At 36.4% G+C, this 21,054-nt stretch carries 26 protein-coding genes and 2 tRNA genes; all 28 read right to left on the bottom strand.

All coding sequences use genetic code 11. The annotated features are described in order from the left end of the window. Window positions 1-107: 107 nt before the first annotated feature. The 28 genes from M2139_RS12055 to M2139_RS12190 all read right to left on the bottom strand — a co-directional run bounded on the left by M2139_RS12055 (window position 108) and on the right by M2139_RS12190 (window position 21,054). Window positions 108-179: transfer RNA gene (locus M2139_RS12055), tRNA-Gln, on the bottom strand. 1 nt (window position 180) lies between these two features. Next, window positions 181-264, bottom strand: a tRNA-Tyr gene (locus tag M2139_RS12060). 207 nt (window positions 265-471) lie between these two features. Further along, window positions 472-705 (bottom strand): DUF2969 domain-containing protein, encoded by a 234-nt coding sequence (locus tag M2139_RS12065; protein WP_280739114.1) that lies wholly within the window; start codon window positions 703-705, stop codon window positions 472-474. A 178-nt stretch (window positions 706-883) separates the two neighbouring features. Beyond that, window positions 884-1,531, bottom strand: coding sequence for a CBS domain-containing protein (locus M2139_RS12070; RefSeq protein ID WP_280739115.1), 648 nt, complete (start codon window positions 1,529-1,531; stop codon window positions 884-886). Window positions 1,532-1,534: 3 nt separating this feature from the next. Further along, the gene (locus tag M2139_RS12075) at window positions 1,535-2,239 is read right to left on the bottom strand and encodes an ABC transporter ATP-binding protein (protein ID WP_280739116.1); all 705 of its coding nucleotides are present in this window, start codon (window positions 2,237-2,239) and stop codon (window positions 1,535-1,537) included. Next, window positions 2,239-3,015 carry an ABC transporter ATP-binding protein gene (locus M2139_RS12080; protein WP_280739117.1) on the bottom strand — a complete coding sequence of 259 codons (777 nt, stop codon included), beginning with the start codon at window positions 3,013-3,015 and terminating at the stop codon, window positions 2,239-2,241. Before M2139_RS12080 ends, M2139_RS12075 begins: the two co-directional genes overlap by 1 nt. Next, window positions 2,996-3,964, bottom strand: coding sequence for a branched-chain amino acid ABC transporter permease (locus tag M2139_RS12085; protein ID WP_280739146.1), 969 nt, complete (start codon window positions 3,962-3,964; stop codon window positions 2,996-2,998). The genes M2139_RS12080 and M2139_RS12085 overlap by 20 nt, the downstream gene beginning before the upstream one ends. 9 nt (window positions 3,965-3,973) lie before the next feature. Continuing rightward, on the bottom strand, window positions 3,974-4,852 hold the full coding sequence (locus M2139_RS12090; protein ID WP_280739118.1) for a branched-chain amino acid ABC transporter permease: 879 nt from the start codon (window positions 4,850-4,852) through the stop codon (window positions 3,974-3,976). A 238-nt stretch (window positions 4,853-5,090) separates the two neighbouring features. Then, window positions 5,091-6,275, bottom strand: coding sequence for an ABC transporter substrate-binding protein (locus tag M2139_RS12095; RefSeq protein WP_280739119.1), 1,185 nt, complete (start codon window positions 6,273-6,275; stop codon window positions 5,091-5,093). 228 nt (window positions 6,276-6,503) lie between these two features. Further along, a complete protein-coding gene (gene yidD, locus M2139_RS12100) occupies window positions 6,504-6,779 on the bottom strand; it encodes a membrane protein insertion efficiency factor YidD (RefSeq protein WP_280739120.1) in 276 nt (91 codons plus the stop codon). Between the two features lie 63 nt (window positions 6,780-6,842). After that, window positions 6,843-7,022: a DNA-directed RNA polymerase subunit beta gene (locus tag M2139_RS12105; RefSeq protein ID WP_280739121.1), complete on the bottom strand. Its 180-nt coding sequence runs from the start codon at window positions 7,020-7,022 to the stop codon at window positions 6,843-6,845. Window positions 7,023-7,093: 71 nt separating this feature from the next. Next, entirely contained in the window at window positions 7,094-8,395 is a 1,302-nt protein-coding gene (gene murA, locus M2139_RS12110; RefSeq protein ID WP_280739122.1) for a UDP-N-acetylglucosamine 1-carboxyvinyltransferase, read from the bottom strand. Between the two features lie 83 nt (window positions 8,396-8,478). Continuing rightward, window positions 8,479-8,715: a DUF1146 family protein gene (locus M2139_RS12115; RefSeq protein WP_280739123.1), complete on the bottom strand. Its 237-nt coding sequence runs from the start codon at window positions 8,713-8,715 to the stop codon at window positions 8,479-8,481. 269 nt (window positions 8,716-8,984) lie between these two features. Continuing rightward, a complete protein-coding gene (locus M2139_RS12120) occupies window positions 8,985-9,512 on the bottom strand; it encodes an ECF transporter S component (protein WP_280739124.1) in 528 nt (175 codons plus the stop codon). Continuing rightward, the gene (locus M2139_RS12125; protein ID WP_280739125.1) at window positions 9,499-9,909 is read right to left on the bottom strand and encodes a DUF4430 domain-containing protein; all 411 of its coding nucleotides are present in this window, start codon (window positions 9,907-9,909) and stop codon (window positions 9,499-9,501) included. The genes M2139_RS12120 and M2139_RS12125 overlap by 14 nt, the downstream gene beginning before the upstream one ends. 124 nt (window positions 9,910-10,033) lie before the next feature. Beyond that, window positions 10,034-11,374 (bottom strand): MATE family efflux transporter, encoded by a 1,341-nt coding sequence (locus M2139_RS12130; RefSeq protein WP_280739126.1) that lies wholly within the window; start codon window positions 11,372-11,374, stop codon window positions 10,034-10,036. A 234-nt stretch (window positions 11,375-11,608) separates the two neighbouring features. Then, window positions 11,609-12,793, bottom strand: coding sequence for an acetate kinase (locus M2139_RS12135; RefSeq protein WP_280739127.1), 1,185 nt, complete (start codon window positions 12,791-12,793; stop codon window positions 11,609-11,611). Window positions 12,794-12,897: 104 nt separating this feature from the next. Then, the gene (locus M2139_RS12140; protein ID WP_280739128.1) at window positions 12,898-13,620 is read right to left on the bottom strand and encodes an MIP/aquaporin family protein; all 723 of its coding nucleotides are present in this window, start codon (window positions 13,618-13,620) and stop codon (window positions 12,898-12,900) included. A gap of 118 nt (window positions 13,621-13,738) precedes the next feature. Then, entirely contained in the window at window positions 13,739-14,860 is a 1,122-nt protein-coding gene (locus M2139_RS12145; RefSeq protein ID WP_280739129.1) for a 1-propanol dehydrogenase PduQ, read from the bottom strand. 38 nt (window positions 14,861-14,898) lie between these two features. Then, window positions 14,899-16,296 (bottom strand): aldehyde dehydrogenase family protein, encoded by a 1,398-nt coding sequence (locus M2139_RS12150; RefSeq protein WP_280739130.1) that lies wholly within the window; start codon window positions 16,294-16,296, stop codon window positions 14,899-14,901. A gap of 50 nt (window positions 16,297-16,346) precedes the next feature. Next, window positions 16,347-17,357 (bottom strand): cob(I)yrinic acid a,c-diamide adenosyltransferase, encoded by a 1,011-nt coding sequence (locus M2139_RS12155; RefSeq protein ID WP_280739131.1) that lies wholly within the window; start codon window positions 17,355-17,357, stop codon window positions 16,347-16,349. A 50-nt stretch (window positions 17,358-17,407) separates the two neighbouring features. Beyond that, a complete protein-coding gene (locus tag M2139_RS12160) occupies window positions 17,408-17,671 on the bottom strand; it encodes a EutN/CcmL family microcompartment protein (RefSeq protein WP_280739132.1) in 264 nt (87 codons plus the stop codon). 2 nt (window positions 17,672-17,673) lie between these two features. After that, entirely contained in the window at window positions 17,674-18,153 is a 480-nt protein-coding gene (gene pduM / locus M2139_RS12165; RefSeq protein WP_280739133.1) for a PduM family microcompartment protein, read from the bottom strand. Window position 18,154: 1 nt separating this feature from the next. Next, window positions 18,155-19,003, bottom strand: coding sequence for an ethanolamine utilization protein EutJ (gene eutJ / locus M2139_RS12170; protein WP_280739134.1), 849 nt, complete (start codon window positions 19,001-19,003; stop codon window positions 18,155-18,157). A 31-nt stretch (window positions 19,004-19,034) separates the two neighbouring features. After that, entirely contained in the window at window positions 19,035-19,664 is a 630-nt protein-coding gene (gene pduL, locus M2139_RS12175; RefSeq protein ID WP_280739135.1) for a phosphate propanoyltransferase, read from the bottom strand. Continuing rightward, window positions 19,657-19,929, bottom strand: a complete 273-nt coding sequence (locus tag M2139_RS12180; RefSeq protein WP_280739136.1) for a BMC domain-containing protein — start codon at window positions 19,927-19,929, stop codon at window positions 19,657-19,659. Before M2139_RS12180 ends, pduL begins: the two co-directional genes overlap by 8 nt. Before the next feature lie 260 nt (window positions 19,930-20,189). After that, on the bottom strand, window positions 20,190-20,660 hold the full coding sequence (locus M2139_RS12185; RefSeq protein WP_280739137.1) for a BMC domain-containing protein: 471 nt from the start codon (window positions 20,658-20,660) through the stop codon (window positions 20,190-20,192). Window positions 20,661-20,682: 22 nt separating this feature from the next. Next, window positions 20,683-21,054, bottom strand: a complete 372-nt coding sequence (locus M2139_RS12190; RefSeq protein WP_280739138.1) for a glycerol dehydratase reactivase beta/small subunit family protein — start codon at window positions 21,052-21,054, stop codon at window positions 20,683-20,685.

Genomic DNA, 21,054 nt, shown 5'->3' on the forward strand with positions numbered 1-21,054 from the left:
TACTTCTTTTTTATTTTACTAGAAAAAACGCATGAAATGAACGATTTTTCGTTATTTCATGCGTTTTTTGTTAGAGACTTTTGTCACAGCCCCTTCGTTATTATATACTGGGGTAGCTGGATTCGAACCAACGCATGAGGGAGTCAAAGTCCCTTGCCTTACCGCTTGGCTATACCCCAATGGTGGAGGAGAGTGGATTCGAACCACTGAACCCTAAGGAACGGATTTACAGTCCGTCGCGTTTAGCCACTTCGCTACTCCTCCAAAAAGCTAGATAAAATCTATTAGTCGTTATGAAAAACCCGACTTAGTTATAATACAAAAAAATGAAACTTTTGGCAAGTCTTTTTCATAATTTTTTTCTGTTATTTATTTTTTTAAGAATAGCTGATTAGCAACTATTCTTAAAAATAAAAAAATAAGCAAGTTTGCTATTTTTAAAACTTGTTTAAACAACAGCTTAATTATTTATTAATCGTTTAAATTCCACCGACGAATAACTAATTCAACCGCTTCATCTAAAGTTTTTGCTACTGCTTTATAACCATCTGTCATTTCAATTTCAAAACTTTTAGCACTTTTTTCAATAATCACACCTAAAGTTTTTTTACCAATTGCTAATTCATAAGCAGCAAATTTTGTGCCATTAATATTTTTTTCAACTTCTTCAAGACGAACTTGAATGTCTTTATCTTTTTTTCCCATAAACATAAATTCCTTTCGAGAAATCTGTATTGTCTTCGCAACTCCTTACATTCTACCATAATCACTCAGCCTTTTCTACTGAATCACTAACTTCCATAAGGCTCAAACTTGCTTTCTATTGAAGAACAAAAAAAGACATCGTAGCGACTTTTCAGTTACGATGTCTTTTACTTTTGAATTAACGATTAGTTAAGGCTGCTTCAATTACTTGATAGCCACTGGTTGTTAATAAATCTTTAACAGCTTCTGCAGCAGTTGTTTCTAGCTGCAACTCAACAATTGTTTCCGTAGCTTTACGATTAACGACAACAGTTAAAATACTATAGTCGTTGTCAGCTAATAAACGGGATAAATCTGCCAAAATCCCTTTATGGTCATCAGTAATTTGAATTTGAACTCGTGTACCGCCGTCATTATAGCCAGTAATTTTCAAGAAAGCATCAAAAATATCATTATTAGTGATAATTCCTACTAAATCACCACTTTTAGTAACTACTGGTAAAACGCCAACACTGTTTTGTCTCATCATGGCAATGCCTTCTTCTAAAATGGCATCTGGATCAATCGTTAAAACATCTTTAACCATAATATCTGCGACTGTTGTCTTATTCAATAAATAATTCAATTCATAAACACTTAAACTAGTTGCTTGTGATGGCATGGCTGCTTGAATCACACCTTCAGTAATCAGACCAACTAAGCGGTCATTTTTTAATACTGGTAAACGGTGAATATCATTTTTTTTCATTAAATCAACCGCATCAAAAATTTTCATTTCAGGTGTCACAACAACTAAATCTTTTGTCATAAAATCACTTACACTCATGGATTACCCTCCTAAATAAGCTTTCTTCACTTCTTCACTAGCTAATAATTCCGCGCCAGTGCCTTTTAATACGATTTGACCAGTTTCCAAAACGTAACCGCGGTCAGCAATTGATAAAGCCATTTTCGCATTTTGTTCAATTAACAACACGGTAGTTCCTTGGGCTTGAATTTCTTGAATGGTTTTAAAAATTTCACGAATAAAAATTGGTGCTAAGCCCATTGAAGGTTCATCTAGCAATAGCAATTTTGGTTTTGACATTAATGCCCGTCCCATCGCTAACATTTGCTGCTCCCCACCAGATAGGGTTGCTGAATCTTGGTTGCGGCGCTCTTTTAAAATCGGAAATTTTTCAAAAACACCTTCAAAATCGGCTTTAATTTGCTCATTATCCTTACGTAAAAAAGCACCCATTTCTAAGTTTTCTTGAACGGTTAAACCAGGAAAAACATGGCGACCTTCAGGCACTTGTGATAAACCGTCGGCTACAATTTTTTGCGGTGAAGTTTTATTAATTTCATTGCCTTCAAAAGTAATCGTTCCATTAGAAGGACGTACCAAGCCAGAAATTGTGCGCAAAATCGTAGTTTTTCCCGCACCATTGGCACCAATTAAAGAAACGATTTCCCCTTGCTTCACTTCAAAGCTGACCTCTCGCACTGCTTGAATCATGCCGTAATGAACAGAAAGATTTTCGACTTTTAACATTATAGGTCACCTCCCAAATAAGCTTCAATTACTTTAGGATTATTTTTAATCGCTTCAGGATTGCCTTCTGCGATTACCCGTCCGTATTCTAAAACATAAATTCGTTCGCAAACGTCCATAACTAAACTCATATCATGTTCAATTAAAAGAATCGTAATTTGAAAATCTTTTTGAATTTTGCGAATTAAATCAGTTAATTCAGCCGTTTCTTGGGGATTCATCCCGGCAGCTGGCTCATCTAAAAATAAAATTTTAGGCTCGGTCGCTAAAGCTCGCACAATTTCTAAACGGCGCTGCTCACCATAAGGCAGATTTTTAGCTAACGTTTCAATTTTATCTTCTAAAGCGAATATGCTTAACAACTCTACCGCTTTTTGTTTCATTTCAGCTTCTGCTTTATAAAAAGCTGGCAAGCGTAAAACACTGCTTAAAAAGCCTTCTTTATGTTTGCTGTTCATAGCGATTAAAACATTATCCAAAACAGTTAAATCTTTAAACAAGCGAATATTTTGAAACGTCCGACCTAAACCTAAATCAGCAATTTTGTAAGGGGCCATTCCATTTAAGCGAGTCTCTTTGCCACTATGGCTTAAAACAACATCTCCTTCACTAGGTTCATAAACACCTGTTAATAAGTTAAACAAAGTTGTTTTACCAGCTCCATTTGGTCCAATCAAACCCACTAATTCATTTTCTTCTAAAACTAAATTAACATTTGAAACTGCGGCTAATCCGCCAAAGTTTTTAGTTAAATGATCAACCTTTAGTAACGTCATTTGACGGACCTCCTTTTTTTGCAAAGATTTTTTTGAAAGATAATTCCCAAGTGCCTAATAAGCCACCAGGTTTAAAAATCATAATAATAATTAACGCCAATGAGTAAATAATCATCCGCAGCGAACCAAAATCTTGCAAATACATATTCAAAATACCTAAAACAATCGCCGCTACAAACGTCCCAGTCACACTACCAATTCCACCGAATACTACAATGATTAAAATATCAATTGATTTGGCAAAAGCAAAATTCTTCGGTGCAATCGATCCGATATAACTAGCTGATAAAGCGCCAGCAATACTAGCAGTTGCAGCCCCAATCACAAAAGCGATCACTTTATATTTGGTTGTATTAACACCCATGGATTCAGCAGCGATTTCATCTTCACGAATCGCTAAAGTTGCTCGCCCTGGACCACTGTGAATATAGTTAACCGTCACTAAAGTCGTTACGACTACAAAGCCATAAACTAACGGCCAATTAACAAATTGGGGAATCCCAAACAAACCTGAAGGGCCATTCGTAATTTCATCCATGTTTACAATCGCAATCCGAATAATTTCCGCAACCCCTAAAGTTGCAATCGCTAAATAATCGCCTTTTAACCGTAAAGTTGGTATCCCGACAATTAGCGCCACTACAGCTGATAAAATAATCCCTGCAACAATCCCCATAAAGAAACCTGCCATTGTTGGATTATTCATTGAAAAAAGTGCGCCACAATAAGCTCCAATCGCCATAAAACCAGCATGGCCTAAAGAAAACTGTCCAGAAAAACCAATGACCAAATTTAAACCTGTCGCTAAAATAATATTAATTCCAATCGTAATAATAATATTATCAATAAATAAATTTACTAAACCAGAACTATAAGAAACATAAATCGCTAAGTAGCCAGCAATCATCAATGCCAGCCAAATTAAATTTACTTTTAAACGCTCTTTCATGGCTGTCACCTACACTTTCTCTTTTACATTTTTTCCAAGGATTCCTGATGGGCGAATTAATAAAATAATAATTAAAACCGCATAAACCACAGCATCCTTATACATTGATAAACCAACTGCGTTAGCAATTGTTTCAAGTAAACCAATAATAAAGCCACCTAAAGCCGCCCCCGGAATAATACCAATTCCCCCTAAAACAGCAGCAACGAAAGCTTTCAAACCAGGAACAGTTCCCATCGTTGGGTCAATTGAATTGTAATATAAACCAATCAAAACACCACCAGCGGCTGCTAAAGCTGAACCTAAGGCAAATGTAAAGGAAATCGTGCGATTGACATTAATTCCCATCAATTGAGCGGCATCAGCATCAACACTAACTGCCCGCATCGCTTTCCCCATTTTCGTTTTTTGAACAATGATTTGCAATAAAACCATTAAAGCTAAAGCAATCACTAAAATCATCAACTGAATATTGGTTACTTTCATAAAGCCAATATCAAAATTAACAATTTCAATCGTTTGTGGAAAAGCCCTGACATCTGAACTGAAAAAATAAATCATTGCATTTTGCAATAAGTAAGAAACCCCGATTGCCGTAATCAACGCAGCAATCCGTGTTGATTTCCGTAACGGTCGATAAGCTAAAAATTCAATCGCCACTCCCAAAAAGGCACTGATTACCATTGATAAAATTAAAGCAACGAAAAAATTCATATGATACTGATTAATTAAATAATAGCCTAAAAAACTACCAATCATATAAACTTCTCCATGGGCAAAGTTGATTAATTTAATAATCCCATAAACCATGGTATAACCTAATGCCAATAAAGCATAGATACTGCCTAAAAAAAGACTATTAACCAACTGCTGCATAACAATTTGCATACTATCACTTCCATTGTTTGATATTTTTATTGTTTCAAGTAAATACTTTTAAAGTAAAAAAGCTAGGACAATTTAAGCAGTGATGTCCCAGCTTTCAAACCCGAATCATTAACGGTGTTTTTTCGCTAGCTCACTAAAGTTTACTAATTAAATAAACTTTTTAAGCAAGGCTGGGGAAGATAGCTTTTACTACTATCTCAACCACCAGCTTATTGAACGAACACCTTCATTTTTGTAATTATGGATTTACAGTTTCAGCTGAAGTTTCTTTTCCTTCAGTCATACCTAATACAACTGCTGATTTTTCTGGATTGTGTTGCTCATCCATTGTCATTGTTCCCGTTACGCCGACAAAATCTTTAAGTTCTGTTAATCCTTTAGTAATTGCAGCAGGAGTAGCTGCTTCTTGATCTTCAATGGCTTGTTTAATCATGTAAATAGCATCATAAGCTAACGCGCTAAACTGTGCCGGTGCTGAATCATATTTTTCAGTAAAGGCTGCGATAAATGGTTCAACTTTATCATTAGCTGGTGCGCTAGTTGAAAAGTGAGCGGTGTAGAAAATGTTAGAGACATTTTTTTCACCAGCGATTTCAACTAATTTTTCATCACCAAAACCATCGGCACCAATAATTGGTTGTTCAATTCCCATCTCACGAGCTTGTTTAATAATTAAACCTGCTTCAGTGTAATAACCAGGAATGTAAAGAACATCAAAATCTTTACCTTTAATATTTGTTAAAACAGCTTGGAAATCTTTGTCTCCCGCAACAAAGTTTTCTTCAGCGACAATTTCTCCTTGATAAGAACCCTTGAAAGCTTTTGTTAAGCCTTTAGCATAATCACTAGCACTATCGCCTAAAATGATTGCTTTACTTGCTTTTAAGTTTTCATCTGCATATTTTGCTAAAATAACTCCTTGGAAGCTATCTTGGAAACATGAACGAAAAGCATATTCTTGAACTTGATTGCCATTTAATGTAATCGCATCGTCTGTTCCTGAAGGTGTAATCACTGGTACACCCATTTTAGTTAAGTTAGCTAATGAAGCTTTCGTTGCTCCAGAAGTTGCTGGGCCCACCACAGCCACAACTTTTTCTTTATCAGCTAAGTTAGCGGCAACAGAAGCTGCTTCATCATTAGAAGATTTATTATCTTTTTCCACTAACTCAATTTGTTTATCTAAAATTCCGCCAGCAGCATTAATTTCTTCTACTGCCAATTTAATTCCTTGTAATTCAGCATTCCCATAAGCTGAAACTTCACCGGATAACTCTAAGTTCACACCGATTTTAACTGTGTCGCTTCCTTCATTTCCACTTGCACTACCATCAGTGCTCCCATTATTTTGTACCGAAGTACCATTACCACACGCTGACAACAACATCGCTGCCGCAAATAAAGACATAAGTTTCTTTTTCATAAAATGCATCCCCCTAAGACAAAATAAAATTTTTTATGAATATGTATAACAATATACTGAAAAATTACGTCGCTGTCAATGAATATTCTGAAAATTTTTGTAATTTAGAAAATAGCCAACTTTTAGTAAACTTTCAGTTATTGTCAATACTGATTTTTTCGCTAGTTTTTTTGCGAAAAAAATAACTACTAGCGTTAAAAAGAATAAACTTTTTAGCTAGCAGCTATTTTATTTTTTATAAGTTTTATAATTTGGCATGATTTGGTCCGTAACATTTCTTTTTAAAGAAAAATTTCTTGGCACATAGTCTACGCCACCCTTACAAAAAGGCTGACAACGTAAAATGCGCGCCGTCCCCATTAATGTGCCTTTAAAGGCCCCATGGACTTCAATTGCTTGCAACATGTAATTAGAGCAAGTCGGCTGATAACGACAAGCAGAGGGCAATGCTGGCGAAATAAACCGTTGATAAAAATGAATTAGCCCAAATAGAATTGTTTTCATCTCTTCATTCCTTTAATTACTAAATAAAGGACACAGAAATTTTCTGAGTCCTTTATACTTATTCTACTTAAAAAATGCAGTGATATGTCGCCATAAATCTGGACGAAAAACGTCAGTTGCTTTGCCATCGCCAATGATGCCATAGCCAATCATTGTACCCACAGCAAAGAAAAGGACTACTAAAATCAAAACGATGATTATTTTCATTAACGTCGTTAAAATGTAGCGAAATGTATTACTCATAATTCGTAAAACGCCCCTTATTTTTTACAAAGCTACTATTATAATATAATAGCTAAAAGTTTTAATTAAGATTATGCTTCTACTGGCACTTTAGTTGCTACAGGAGCATCTTCCAATGTTACCCGTTCCACGTTAGCACCTAATTTTTGTAGTTTCAAATGGAAATGGTAATAACCACGATCCAAATAATTTAAATTGCCAACACGAGTAATGCCTTCAGCACGCAAACCAGCTAAGATTAAAGCGGCTGCTGCCCGTAAGTCAGTAGCATTAACAGTTGTCCCTTGTAGTTGATGATTTCCTTCGATAATAGCTGAATTCCCTTCAAATTTAACATGGGCATTCATTCTTTGCAACTCTTCCAAATGTTGGAAACGATTTTCAAAAACAGTTTCAGTTACAATGCTTGTGCCTTCAGCTAACAATTGAATCACACTCATTTGTGCTTGCATATCTGTTGGGAAACCAGGATGTGGCATTGTTTTAATGTCAGTTGCTTTTAAAGTTTTAGGTCCAATTACCCGTAAACCAGCATTTTCTTCAATAATTTCAGCACCCATTTCAATTAATTTAGAAATTAATGGTCGATTATGTTCAGAAATTGCATCTTCAATTAAAACATTACCTTCTGTCATCGCTGCAGCTACCATAAAAGTTCCAGCTTCAATGCGATCTTGAACAATTGCATGCTCAACTGCATGTAATTGATCGACTCCTTCAATTCGCATCGTTTCAGTTCCGGCACCAAAAATTTTCGCACCCATTTTGTTTAAAATATTGGCTAAATCAACAATTTCTGGTTCTCGCGCAACGTTTTCAATAACTGTTGTACCTTTGGCTTTAACAGCCGCCATCATAATATTTTGAGTAGCACCGACACTTGGGAAATCCAAATAAATCGTTGCGCCTTTTAACTCATCAGCAATTGCTTCGATATAACCATTTTCTGAATTAATTTTCGCACCTAAAGCTTGGAAGCCTTTTAAGTGTAAATCAATTGGTCGTTTACCAATCGCACAGCCACCAGGCATAGCTACTTTGGCATGACCATTTCTAGCTAACAATGGACCCATTACAACAATTGATGCCCGCATTTGACTAACATATTCAAAAGGTGCTTCAACAGCTAATTCTCTAGTAGCATCCAAAGTTACAGTATTGTCAGCTTCGTTAAAGTCAACATCAACGTTTAAATGACGAATCACTTCATTCATCATGAAAACATCTGATAAAATAGGTACATTTGTTAATTTAGTTACGCCTTCTTCAGCTAATAAACTAGCTGCTAAAATCGGTAAAACGGCATTCTTTGCCCCTTCAATTTTCACATTTCCAACTAAGCGGTTTCCGCCTTGAACAATAATTTGTTCCACTACAATTCCCCTCCAAAAACATGTATCAAGCACTCATATATGTTTGATTGTGCGTTCATTCGCTATTTTAAGTTTGATAATTATTAAAATGAACTTTGCATAAATAGATTACGACAAATCGCTAAAAATTCCAAAAAAAACGAACTGGCTTGATAGCCAATGACAATTGCCAACAACATCAAAATCATGCGAATTCGGGCTGTTTCATCTCTTTTGAAAAATTGTTCTAAGCGCAAAGCTTGTAAAGACCAGAAAGCTAAATAAATAAATGCAAGATGGCTAAACACTCGTAAAAACGCGTCAACTCCATAAAATTGCATTGCCAGCCTCCTAATAAAAATTCTTTAACATTAGAATAATACCATAGTTCGCTTAAAAATAAAATGAAAAACCGAACAAACTAGTCTTTAAAAAGTTTTTTCTCATTATAAAGGCTTTCATAAATAGTTTTTCTCATATTTTCACCGCGCCATAACGTTTCCCTAAAAGACTTTTTTAATCTTTCTCAATATTTAAAAAGTTTTTTCAAAAAAATAGCAGAAAAAAAGGAAGAAAAATAGCCAACTAACTGCTTTTTTCTTCCTTTTGCTTATTCATTCCAAAAACGTTGAAATAATTTTGGTAAAATGGCAATTAACATTAAATAGAAAATCCCATTACCAAGGGCATGTAAACTATCAAAATAAATTCCTTGTAGATAGTAAGGCCAAAACGCCCGAATACCATAGATTGGCACACTAATCCCTGCCGTCAAAAAGCCGTATAAAAAGCCACTAAAGACTGCAAAAACAACTTGCAACACGATACTTTTTCTGAAAATCGGAATTTTCCCTACCAAATGAACGCAGATAATCACACCAAGGTATGCACCAATTTGGGTAATCGTCCAGACGCCCATCCCCATATAAAAGTTCGTCACTAACATTGTCAAGACCATCAATAATGAACCACGTAAAAAGCCTTTATACAAAGTTACAATCAGAAAAATTGCGGTAATCGGTTGCACATTGGGAACAAACTGAAAGGCTGTTCTTCCTACTACACAAGCCGCCGTCAACAACGAAAGAGAGCCAATATCTCGAACTGTGAAAAGTCCACTCTTTTTAGAGTTTTCCATAAGAAAAGACGACCTTATCTCCATTTTCTAAAAATGTTTCATTGGCACCTTTTTCGCCCCACTCGTCATTAATTGTAAAAGTCCAGTAATAGCCGGCAGCTGCATCTTGTTCCACACCATTAATACTAGTAATAAAACCATCTTCAGCTACTACTTCAGCGTTTTCTTCTAAAATTGCCAATAAATTTTCATCGGCTGAAACTTTTAAATTTTCTAAAGTATCAGCGCTATCCTCTGTTTTTATTTCAAGCGTCACAGTGATTTTTTCTTCTGCTACTGTGCTACTAATCTCTGTGCTATCTTTTACAGTCTCTTGATTCGCTTGATTATTTTGACAAGCTCCTAACGTTAAAACTAATGCACCAAGCATAACTAAATTTTTAATACTTTTTTTCATCCTTTGGTCCCCCTGCATTCTTTTGTTATATTTCCATTATACGAAAACATTAATCAAATAAAAATAGCTTTACCTAAGTTATTATAAAAAAGACAATTTTTTGTTATATTAACTACTAGTAATTTCAAATTTCTTCAATAATGACTTCTTTTCTGACTCGTCCTTTTTGCCAAAAACGCAGAACGTATAAAATTAATAAAACCACCCAACTAAAAGCTTCGGCATAAGCAATAATTTTATCACCAAAGTAATCAGCAAAACTGTAGGAAGCAATAATTCGCGTAATCAAAGCAACTATCCCTGCAACACCAGAGAATACCATATCACCCATCCCTTCAAGATAACCTCGAAAGGCAGTTGCCAAGCCATAAATCAAATAGAAGCTGGCAATCGTGAAGAAGAAGCGTTTACCAATAACAATCGCTTCTGTCGTTAACCCAAACATCGCAATTAAAGGTCCACCAATTAATAACACGACACCTGTTAAGGCAATGGAAACAACTGCCAACATCACACCACCAGCCACTAAAGCTTTACGTGCCCGCTTATCATTGCCAGAACCAATATTTTGCCCAACAACCGTTGCTAAGCCCGAACCTAAATTAATGATTGGTAATAAAATCACCGAATCCACCCGATAAGCAGTGGTAATAGCCGCTACCGTTAATTCCCCAAAACCATTCATAAAACGTTGCAACAATAAATTTCCCATGGAACTCACGCCAGATTGAATTGCCAATGGCGCACCAAATCGCAGCCCTAAAACCAAGGCTTCTTGATTAATCAATTTTTCTTTAAAAGAAAAACGCAATTGCGGATACTTCTGCCAACTGTAAATCATAATAAACAAAGTCATTAACACTTGCGAAATCATAGTGGCTACCGCAGCTCCTGCCACACCATAATGTAAAATTCCTACAAAAATAAAATCCAAAGCGACATTGGCTACCGACGAAACTAAAATCGCTAAAAAGGGTGCTTGGCTATCTCCCATCCCTCTTAAAATCGCCGAATAGACATTATAAACGGTTAAAAAAGGCATCCCCACTAATAAAATTTTTAAGTAACTATCTGCCAGTTGAAAAATATTTAGCGGTGTTGCTAAAGCTGTTAACAATTCTTTTGAAAAGATAATCCCTAAACTAACAATTACTAGACAAATTCCACCAAGTAAAATGGTAAAAGTCGTCAAATTGCCTTTAAGCTTTTCAAATTGCTTTAACCCATATTGTTGAGCCGCCAAAACCGCTAAACCAGAAGTAAAACCAACAATCACCATAATAAAAACATTATAAATCGAGCCCGTCGAACCAATCGCAGCTAAAGCCAGTTCTCCCTCGATATTGCCAACTATAAAAGCATCCACCCAGTTAAATAATTGCTGTAATAAACCACTCATAATTAACGGTAAAGTGAAATTTAATAATGTCTTAACAATACTTCCCTTAGTCATATCCTTTGCCATATTCACACCCCTTTACTTCCCTACCAAAAAGAATACAAAAAACGCCCTAACAATTTTTCACCATCCCACTAGGTAAAAAACTGCCCAGGCACTCTTACATTTAAAAGTAGCTGTTACTTTAATATAGTAGCTTGGCTTTTAATAAAAAGCAAGCTAGCTTGCTGATTTAACTCAATTCATTCTCTTTGTAAAAAAACAACCGACTTCAATAAATAAGCCAGTTGTTTCTTACTTTTAAACTAATTGATAAGTATCCTGCACAATCTTTAATTCTTCATTAGTTGGCACAACTAAAATATAAACTGGTTGTCCATCTTTTTGAATAAAGCGTTGATTTTCTTGATTACGTTTTTCATCAATTTTAATGCCTAAAAAACTTAAATCCTCACAACAAGCGGAGCGAATCAGACTAGCATTTTCGCCAATACCAGCAGTAAAAACAATTGCATCAACACCGCCCATTTCAGCAGCATAAGCGCCAATCGTACTTTTCACACGATTAGTAAAAATATTTAAAGCCAATTGTGCCCGCTGATCTCCTTCATTAGCTGCTTTAAGCACATCGCGAAAATCATTCGTTAAGCCAGAAACACCTAATAATCCTGATTCTTGATTCATCATATTTTCTACTTCATCAGGTGACAAATTAAGTTTTTTCTGTAAATAAGTCACAATGGAAGGATCGATATCTCCACAACGCGTCCCCATCATTAAACCAGCTAAAGGCGTAAAACCCATACTAGTGTTATAAGATTGACCATTTTTTACACTACAGACACTGGCACCATTACCTAAATGACAAGAAATAATCTTTAACTGTTGTAAGTTTTCTCCTAATGCTACCGCCACTTGTTCAACGACATATTGGTGACTGGTACCATGAAAACCATATTTACGCACACCCTGTTTTTGGTAAATTTCATAAGGTAAAGGATAAAGATAATTTTCAGCAGGCATGCTTTGATGAAACGCTGTATCGAATACCGCCACTTGTGTAACTTGTGGCATAGCTTTTTTAAAAGCTTGAATCCCAGCTAAATTAACTGGATTATGCAAAGGCGCCAATTGACATAAAGCTGCAATTTTATTTTCAACTACTTCATCAACAACGGTTGATTTTGAAAAGTCTTCACCCCCATGAGCCACGCGATGACCCACACCTGCTAATTCATCAAGGTTAGTGACAATTTTTTGCGAAATTAAAAAATCTAATAAAAAATTGACCACTTCTTGATGATTGTTAATCGCTAATTCTTGCTGATTTTTTTGACTACCATAAGAGTAAGTAAAATGAACAGTTTGATGACTACCAATTCGTTCAAATAAACCTTTGATTATTAATGTTTCTGCTGGCATTTCATATAATTGAAATTTCAAAGAAGAACTGCCAGCGTTAATTGCCATAATTTTACTTGGCATTTTTCCACTCCCTCTACTTTATGAAATAAATACCTTGTAAATTCGCAGCTATAACACTACAGCAAATTTACAAGGATATTTTAATCATTATTATTTACTAAAAATTAAGCACTTAATACATTCACCAATAAGGTTGCCAAACAAGCACCGACAATCGGGCCCACAATTGGAATCCAGGCATATCCCCAGTTAGCTCCACTCTTATTAGGAATTGGTAACAACGCATACATTAAGCGCGGACCAAAGTCACGACAAGGGTTGATGGCATAACCAGTTGTTGAACCTAGTGATAAACCAATGGCCATTACTACGAAAATCAACATTAAAGGTTGTAAACCTGCAGGAATATCAGCAGGCATTAATTGAATAGCTAACACAAAGAAAAACGTCGCAATAATTTCACTAATTAAATTAAATACTGTGTTAGGAATCGCTGGACCTGTAGCAAAAATACCGACTGTATTGCCTTCTTCAGCAGTTGTTTGTTGAAAATGTGGCCAGAATTGAATAGCGGCAATCAATGCCCCAACAAAAGCACCAGCAACTTGAGCTAAAATAAAAGGAAAGACTTGACCCCAAGCAAATTTCCCAGCTACAGCAAAACCAATTGTAACTGCAGGATTTAAATGACCTGGCGAACCAAAGCAACCACTGGCAAGTACACCCAGCATCACTGCAGCCCCCCAGCCAAAGGCAATATATAACCAGTTAGTACCTGTGTTTTTAGCTAAAGCACCTTTCAAAGTTGTTGAGCAGCCAATTCCTGAACCGAATAAAAGCAAGACAAGTGAACCAATAAATTCTCCTAAAACTGGACTATTAATCATAATACAAGCTCCCTTCTGATTTTATAAAGCAAAAACGTTAGCTAGCCGGTCAATGATAAAGTAAAAATGAATTTTTCAGCTTTATTATCGACTAAACTAACGTTTATGATTTAAATGTTTAAATTATTTCTTGATAAATTTTCTCCAAATCAGCAGTTGAAGCTAAAATTGGATTAAATTGATACGTACTATCATTCATTGCATTTTGAGCAATCAAAGTTTTCTTGGCTAATGCTTCACTTTCTGCTATGCCATATTCCTTTAAGCTCATAGGACAATCTAATTTCTTAGCTAGCTGAACAATCGCTTTTTGCAACTTAATCACTAAAATTTTCTTATCTAAATTGGGACTACCTAAGCCTAATTTAACAGCAATAGCGGCATATTTGCCACAAGCATATTCATCGTGAGCGTTAAAAGCAATCACATGAGGTAAAAGCATGGTATTAGCTAAGCCGTGGGGAACTTTAAATTGTCCTCCAAGTTGGTGAGCAATCGCATGGTTAATTCCTAAACCAGCTGCATCAAAAGCCAGACCGGCTAAACAAGAAGCTTGATGCATCTTAATTCTAGCTCTTAAATCTGTGCCTTGTGTATAACATTGATATAAATATTTAAATACACAGTGAATGGCTTTTTCAGCAATAGCATCCGTATAGGTAGAGCGATTTTTAGCTACCATTGCTTCTAAAGCATGCGTTAATACATCCATGCCGCTATAAGCCGTCACTTTTGGCGGACTACTTACTACTAAAGCAGCATCTAACAGTGCTTCATCAGGAATTAAGCGTTGATCAAAAATTGGATATTTAATTTTATTTTGTGTATCAGTTACTACGGAAGCACTGGTTACTTCAGAGCCTGTACCACTCGTTGTCGGAATAGCAATAAAACGTTTAATAGCTTGATACCCTGTCACCAACATGGTAAAGTACATGGCTTTGGCGGCATCAATTGCCGAGCCACCGCCCACTGCGACTAAAATTGTTGGTTGATGGGCTTGCATTTTTTCTACGCCAGCTGCTACCACTTCAATCGGTGGATCAGGAACAATTTCAGAGAAAATCGTCACTTGATTATCTTTTTCAAGATGTGTCAAAACTCTCTGTAAGCTATCTGTGCCTATTAAAAAGGGATCACAAACTAAACAAACACGTTGACCATTGAATTTTTCTAAACGATTTAAACAATCTTCACCAGTAAAAACGCGTGGCGTCATTTCCCATTTCTTCACATACATTCACCTTCTTATTATGATTTTAAGCATGCACCTATTAACTAACGAATGGAAAAACCGTCCGTTAAAACACAGCGTCTCCGCCGTGCAAAAGTGCGCGCAGTTGTAGTGCATTCTCCAGTTGGCGTTGCAATAGTAAAAGTTGTTGTGCCTTCACCACCAAAGCCTAAACCAGCATAAGAAGGACCATTTTTAACAAAAATTGATGTTTGCATTTTTTTAGCAGCTTTGTTTAAACGACCAATATTTTGCGAATGCATCGTAGCTGTATGATGTAGTTTTTGCTCCACTTCTAAAGCAGTCGCTAGTGCTTCTTCAAAGTCCTTAACTGCCACTACTGGTAAAATTGGCATCAACATTTCTTTTTTCACAAAAGGATGCTCTTTAGTAGTTTTCATGACAATTAAGCGAACATCAAAATCAACGAATACACCCACCGCACGTAAAATCTCATTGGCATTTTTACCGATAAAATTACGGCTAGGCTGCCCGTTCTCCATAATAGTTAAAGCCACTAATTTTTCAATTAGCTGGTCATCTTCAAGATAATAAGCACCGTTTTTTTCCATTTGGTGAATCAAGTAATCGGCAATATCAGCCACCGCAATCACACTTTTTTCAGCAATACACAAAATATTGTTATCAAAAGCTGCTCCGAAAACGATATCTTTAGCCGCCTTTTCAATATTGGCTGTTTCATCGACAATTGCTGGTGGATTACCAGCACCGGCACCGATTGTTTTTTTTCCAGAAGTCATAGCTTGATGAACAACGCCAGGACCACCCGTAATAACTAATAAAGAAATATCAGGATGTTGCATCATGGCTTGAGCTGCTTCAATTGAAGGTTCTTCAATTGTGACAATCATATTTTGAATGCCACAAGCCGCTTCTACAAGTACATTTAATTTTTCCACTGCAAATTTGGAAACTTTTTTTGCTCCCGGATGAACGCTGAAATAAATCGCATTACCCGCAGCTAACATCCCAATCGCATTACAGATTAAGGTTTCTACAGGATTGGTACTTGGTGTTACGGCGCCAACTACACCATAAGGAGATAATTCATATAAAGTCATACCATTATCGCCGGTTTCAACTTCTGTTACTAAATCCTCTACTCCAGGTGTTTTATCAATCACTAATTGTAACTTAGCGATTTTATCTGCTACACGCCCCATGCCAGTTTCTGCAAAAGTCGCTTCAGCGATCTCATTAATATAAGGAGCCATTCCTTCTCGAATAGCATCGACAACTTGACGTCTTACTTCCAATGTTAAATCTTCGTATTTTTCTTGTGCTGCTTTGGCAGCTACGATTGCTTCATCAACGGTTGCAAAGACTCCTACTTGTTGCTTTGAAGAGTGAGAAGGCATTTCTGGAACCGTTACTTCTTGAATTAACTGCTTAATTAATTCTTTTAATTGCGCTTCTTGCATAAAATAGACTCACTCCTTTGTTTCAACATTTTTTGCACAATCAGCAATTGTTATTTCTGGCTTTTTAATTTACTTAAACAAGCTAAACCAGCGGTGGCAATTGCTTGATCTTCTGTTAACGTACCACCACTAACACCAATTCCACCGATTAATTGTTCCTGTTGATTATAAAGAGGTAAACCGCCGGCAAAACTAACGATTTCTCCATTCGAAACAGTCTCCAACTGGTAAAAATCTCCTCCAGGATTGGTTAACGCACCTAAATCAGCAGTACTAGCTTTCATAGCTACGGCTGTATAAGCTTTTTTTCGCGACATATCAATGCTGACTAATAAAGCATTAGGCATCCGATAAGCACCGATTAAATTACCAGCTTGATCGACCACAGTCATTGAAACAGGTACTTTTAAAGCTTGCGCTTCTGCAATACAAGTTTGAAAGACTGTCATCAAATCCGTCAAATTGGTATCAGTGAAACAGTTGCTTTCTGCAACTCTAGCTTGATAACGTTTCATAATTTCATTAATGATTACTTCTTCTTGATAATTGAAATCTTCCATGCGGGCTAATGCATATAAACAATCTGACAAGCGATTGACAAATTGCATTAACTCCGGACGAATATTTTCAGATTCTGCTAATTCAATTAAACGCCGTTCTCCCCGTCGACAAATCGTTCGAGCTACGTGGAGTTGGGCACTGCCTAAGCAATTTCCCGGTAAGATAAATTGATGAATTTCTGGTAATTTCCCTAAAAAATAATCAATCCAATCTTCCAGTTGTTTTGTATCAGCAACAGTAATTTGACTGCTTTTACTAGCTAATTTAGCAAAATTATCAGAAGTAGCAATTTCTGCATCTAAAATAAATAATTTTTCTTGAATCCAAGTTAAAATTGGTTTTAACTCAGTTGTGGTCACTTGTTTTTCAGCAACACTGACTTGCGCCGTACATTCATCAAAAGTGCCATAAGTATCGACTCTTAAAGAATATTTTTTTACCCGAACGCTATCGAATAGACTTGTGCTACCTTTATCACCTGTTTTTGTATATATACTCATTGGCTTAAACCTCGCCTCATAAAAATGATGATTCTTTTCATCACTTTATTTTAAAAATCAAAAGTATCGATAATTCCTACAATTGCATAGTCGACTGCATCTGATGGCCCAGAAAACATTTTCCGCGCCGAAGAACCGCTACATAATAAAACATAATCTCCAACACCAGCTCCAACTGTATCAGCAGCTACTTGTTGAAAGCGAATATTTTCTTTTTCACCATTGATTGGTTGGACGATCATTAGTTTTTTGCCGACTAAAGAAGCATCCTTTTGTGTTGAAACCACGCTTCCAATTACCTTTGCCATTAACATAGTTAAAACCTCTCTATCTGTTGAATTTTTTTCTTAGCCAGTTCTTCTTGAGCTAAAGCCGTCATTTTTTGTTGTCGAAAAAGTACCAGCGCATCTTCGTTAGTCAATAAAGCCACGTCTTGATACGTAATTACCTTTTGAAAAAAAGTCTGTAACTTTTTCCCTTGCTTCGTCTTCAAAGTAATTGGCCAAGTAAACAGTTCTTTAGGCACTAAACAGACAGCTGCAAATGCTAACTGTAAAGAAAACTCGCACTCCAGCTCCAAACCTTTTAATAGCCAACTTGTAAAAGCATCATTTGCATCTAGTTTGGCTAGTTTGGCCAATTGAATAGCGCCAACATTTTGCAGTTGAATTTGTTGGTGATTAGTAAAATCACTTACAGAATGCGCCTTTTCATCAAACTGACTACAATCAACTTGTAAAACTGCGGTTTGTCGCTGGAGAATTTTTTGAACAATTAAATCCACTAATTGATCCATTTTAAGCCTCCTGTGAAATAATCACTTGGGAACTCATAGCGATTCCGATAGGCGTTACAAACTGTGGAAACACTGGTTTATAAACTGTTTGCTGCAGATACTTACTAAATTCTGCTTCAAATTCTTGAAAATAAGCGGCACCACCGACAACAACTAATGGTTCTGTTTGGTAGTTAACCAGCGCTTGGCGGGTAATTTCTGCCATACGTTGAACGGTTGGTCGCACGATTGCAAAGTTTTCTTTTTCTTTACTGGCATCTCGTTTGCGAGCTTCAGCATCAGCATAACTTTCTGAAAAATAACCGGCTAATACCAATGTCATATGGGTACCACCGGTAGGCTCATCCACAACATGAATCGGTTGCCCTTTTTCAAAAACACTAATGCCAGTTGTGCCGCCACCAACATCAATCACAGCTCCTGTTTCTATTTTCAAAAGTTTGGCGGCTGCAGTTGGTTCATCCACTAGTTGATCGGCAACCATGCCAGCACTTTCAATGACATTGGCTACCACTCGTTTGTTATTGCCAATTGTGCCTGGCGGAATTGCCCCTGAAGCTGCAGTTAAAGTAAAACCTAAAACTTTTTCAGCTTGCTCTTTTAAACGGGTGACAATTTCAACTGATTTTTGATAGTTTACAACTAAACCATCACGAATCACATCGGCAAATTCATAAGCCCCAAATATCGGCTGATTTTGGCTATCTAACACGACTAAGACGATTGAAGAAGTCCCTAAGTCAACGCCAACTTTATAGCCTGTTTGATGATCAAATTTTTTTGTTTGATTCGTATTGGCTATTTTTTCAAATTCACTTAAAATTCGGTTGGCTTCTTTCAGGGATTTCATGCTTTCACGTCCTCTTATTATTTGTTTATCACTATTTTACGATTGAAGCTATTGTGCCAAGTTGAATGTTAGCAGCATTTGCTTCGTCTGTATCTACATGCATCTCTAATACAAAGTTTTCACCTGGTCGCAAAGCTACTTCTTCAAATAGCGTTGTTCGTTCTGGTGTAGCAACACGAACTTTAACAAGATCAGTTGCTTTAAGCTGATATTTTTCCAAATCGTTAAAACTCATATGAATATGACGTTTGGCAATAATACAACCTTTAAATGTCACTTCTCGTCCTGCTGTTTTTAAAGTCACTTCAGCAGCATCAGTTAAATTACCAGATAAGCGAATCGGTGCTACAATCCCCAAATTACGAGCATCAGTAGCAGAGATTTCAACTTGTGATTTTTTTCTTAGCGGACCTAATAGCCTTACTCGTTCTTGTTGACCTTTAGGACCACAAATCGTTACGGTTTGTTCCGCCGCAAATTCTCCTGGTTGTTTCAAAGGCTTCATCGGGCGAATTGTTTCTCCGGGAAAAAGTGCCCGAAAATGTTCTTCGCACAAATGAACATGCCGATTTGAAATACCAATCGGAATATTTTCCAGCTCTAAATCACTCATCACTTGATAAATGATTTCTTTCAAAGCCTTTTGATTCATATCAACCATGATCAATCATCTTATCTACATCAGTATGAGGACGTGGAATCACATGAACGGAAACAACTTCACCGACTTTTTCAGCGGCAACGCAACCAGCATCCGTTGCTGCCTTCACAGCACCTACATCGCCACGAACCATTACTGTTACTAAACCTGAACCAATTTTTTCAGTGCCTACTAAAGTAACATTTGCTGCTTTCACCATCGCATCAGCAGCTTCAATTGCACCGATTAATCCTTTAGTTTCAATCATTCCTAATGCATCATTCATTTTTTATTCCTCCATCCAGTTTCTTTTAGTATATCCATTTTTTCTTCACATAATTATTCTATTGCTCACTATATATCCCTTTAACTCATTGATTTTCACAAGTTGAATAGATAGACATATCTTTAGTTACTCAATCCGCTTTCACGAAAAAACTTTACTACTCAAGTATAGCCATCTCACTCTTAGTCTATTCTACTATTTAATTACTTGCAAGTTAAAACAGGATTTTTTGAAAGCTTTTTCACCGAATTGATAATCAGTTATTTTTTATCTTTTTTATTTCTTTTAGCTGCTGTTTTTTTCTTTTTAGTTGCGGGTTGTTTTTCAACAACTTTTTCGATTGGCATTTCTGCAACTACTTCGGCTTTTTCAACATTTACATCTTCTGTTGATGGTTGAATCACTATTTCTTCAATTACTTCTGGAGACGTATCTTCAGTCACTTTAGGATAGTCTACTTGGTTTAATAAAATGGTATCTAAAGAAGTTGCTGGTCTTGGAATCACCAAGGCTGAAATCAAAGCACTTTCTTCCACAGCTTTTGCTTTAGCAGCATCCACAGCAGCTTTAACTGCGCCGACATCACCGCAAACTTCCACTGTCATCCAACCAAAACCTTTTGCTCGTTGAATGCCAAGCATCTCTACCGCTGCTACTTTTGCCATCGTATCAGCAATCATAATTGCGGCAGCATAACCTTGTACTTCAACTAAGCCAACTGCTTGATTCATCTTCTCACCTCACTTTTTATTACTATTCATTTTCTTCCAAATCTTTAAAAGGAATTCTTTTAACTAATCGAGCACAATTTGAACCGAATGCTTTTAGCTGTTTTTTTGAAACAGTTTGATAACGATCAATTACTAAGTAAGGTTGATTCGGTGCTAAATTTTTATAATGTAAAACAACCTTTTGTCCATCACAACCAACACCCGTTGATAAAGAAGAAGTTTTTGCTGCTTCATAAGCTGCTGCAACAGCTTCTTGTGCTGAAACTGCGACAATTTGATAAGGAATTCCTTCTTCTTCAATGCCATATAGTAAGTATTCAATTGTTGCCGTTAGCTTTTCATCTGTTACGTAAATAAAAATTTGTGGTCGTATGGAAAAATCACTGACTACCAT

Origin of the sequence: Enterococcus sp. PF1-24 (assembly GCF_029893325.1) — a bacterium.
Lineage (GTDB): Bacteria > Bacillota > Bacilli > Lactobacillales > Enterococcaceae > HY326.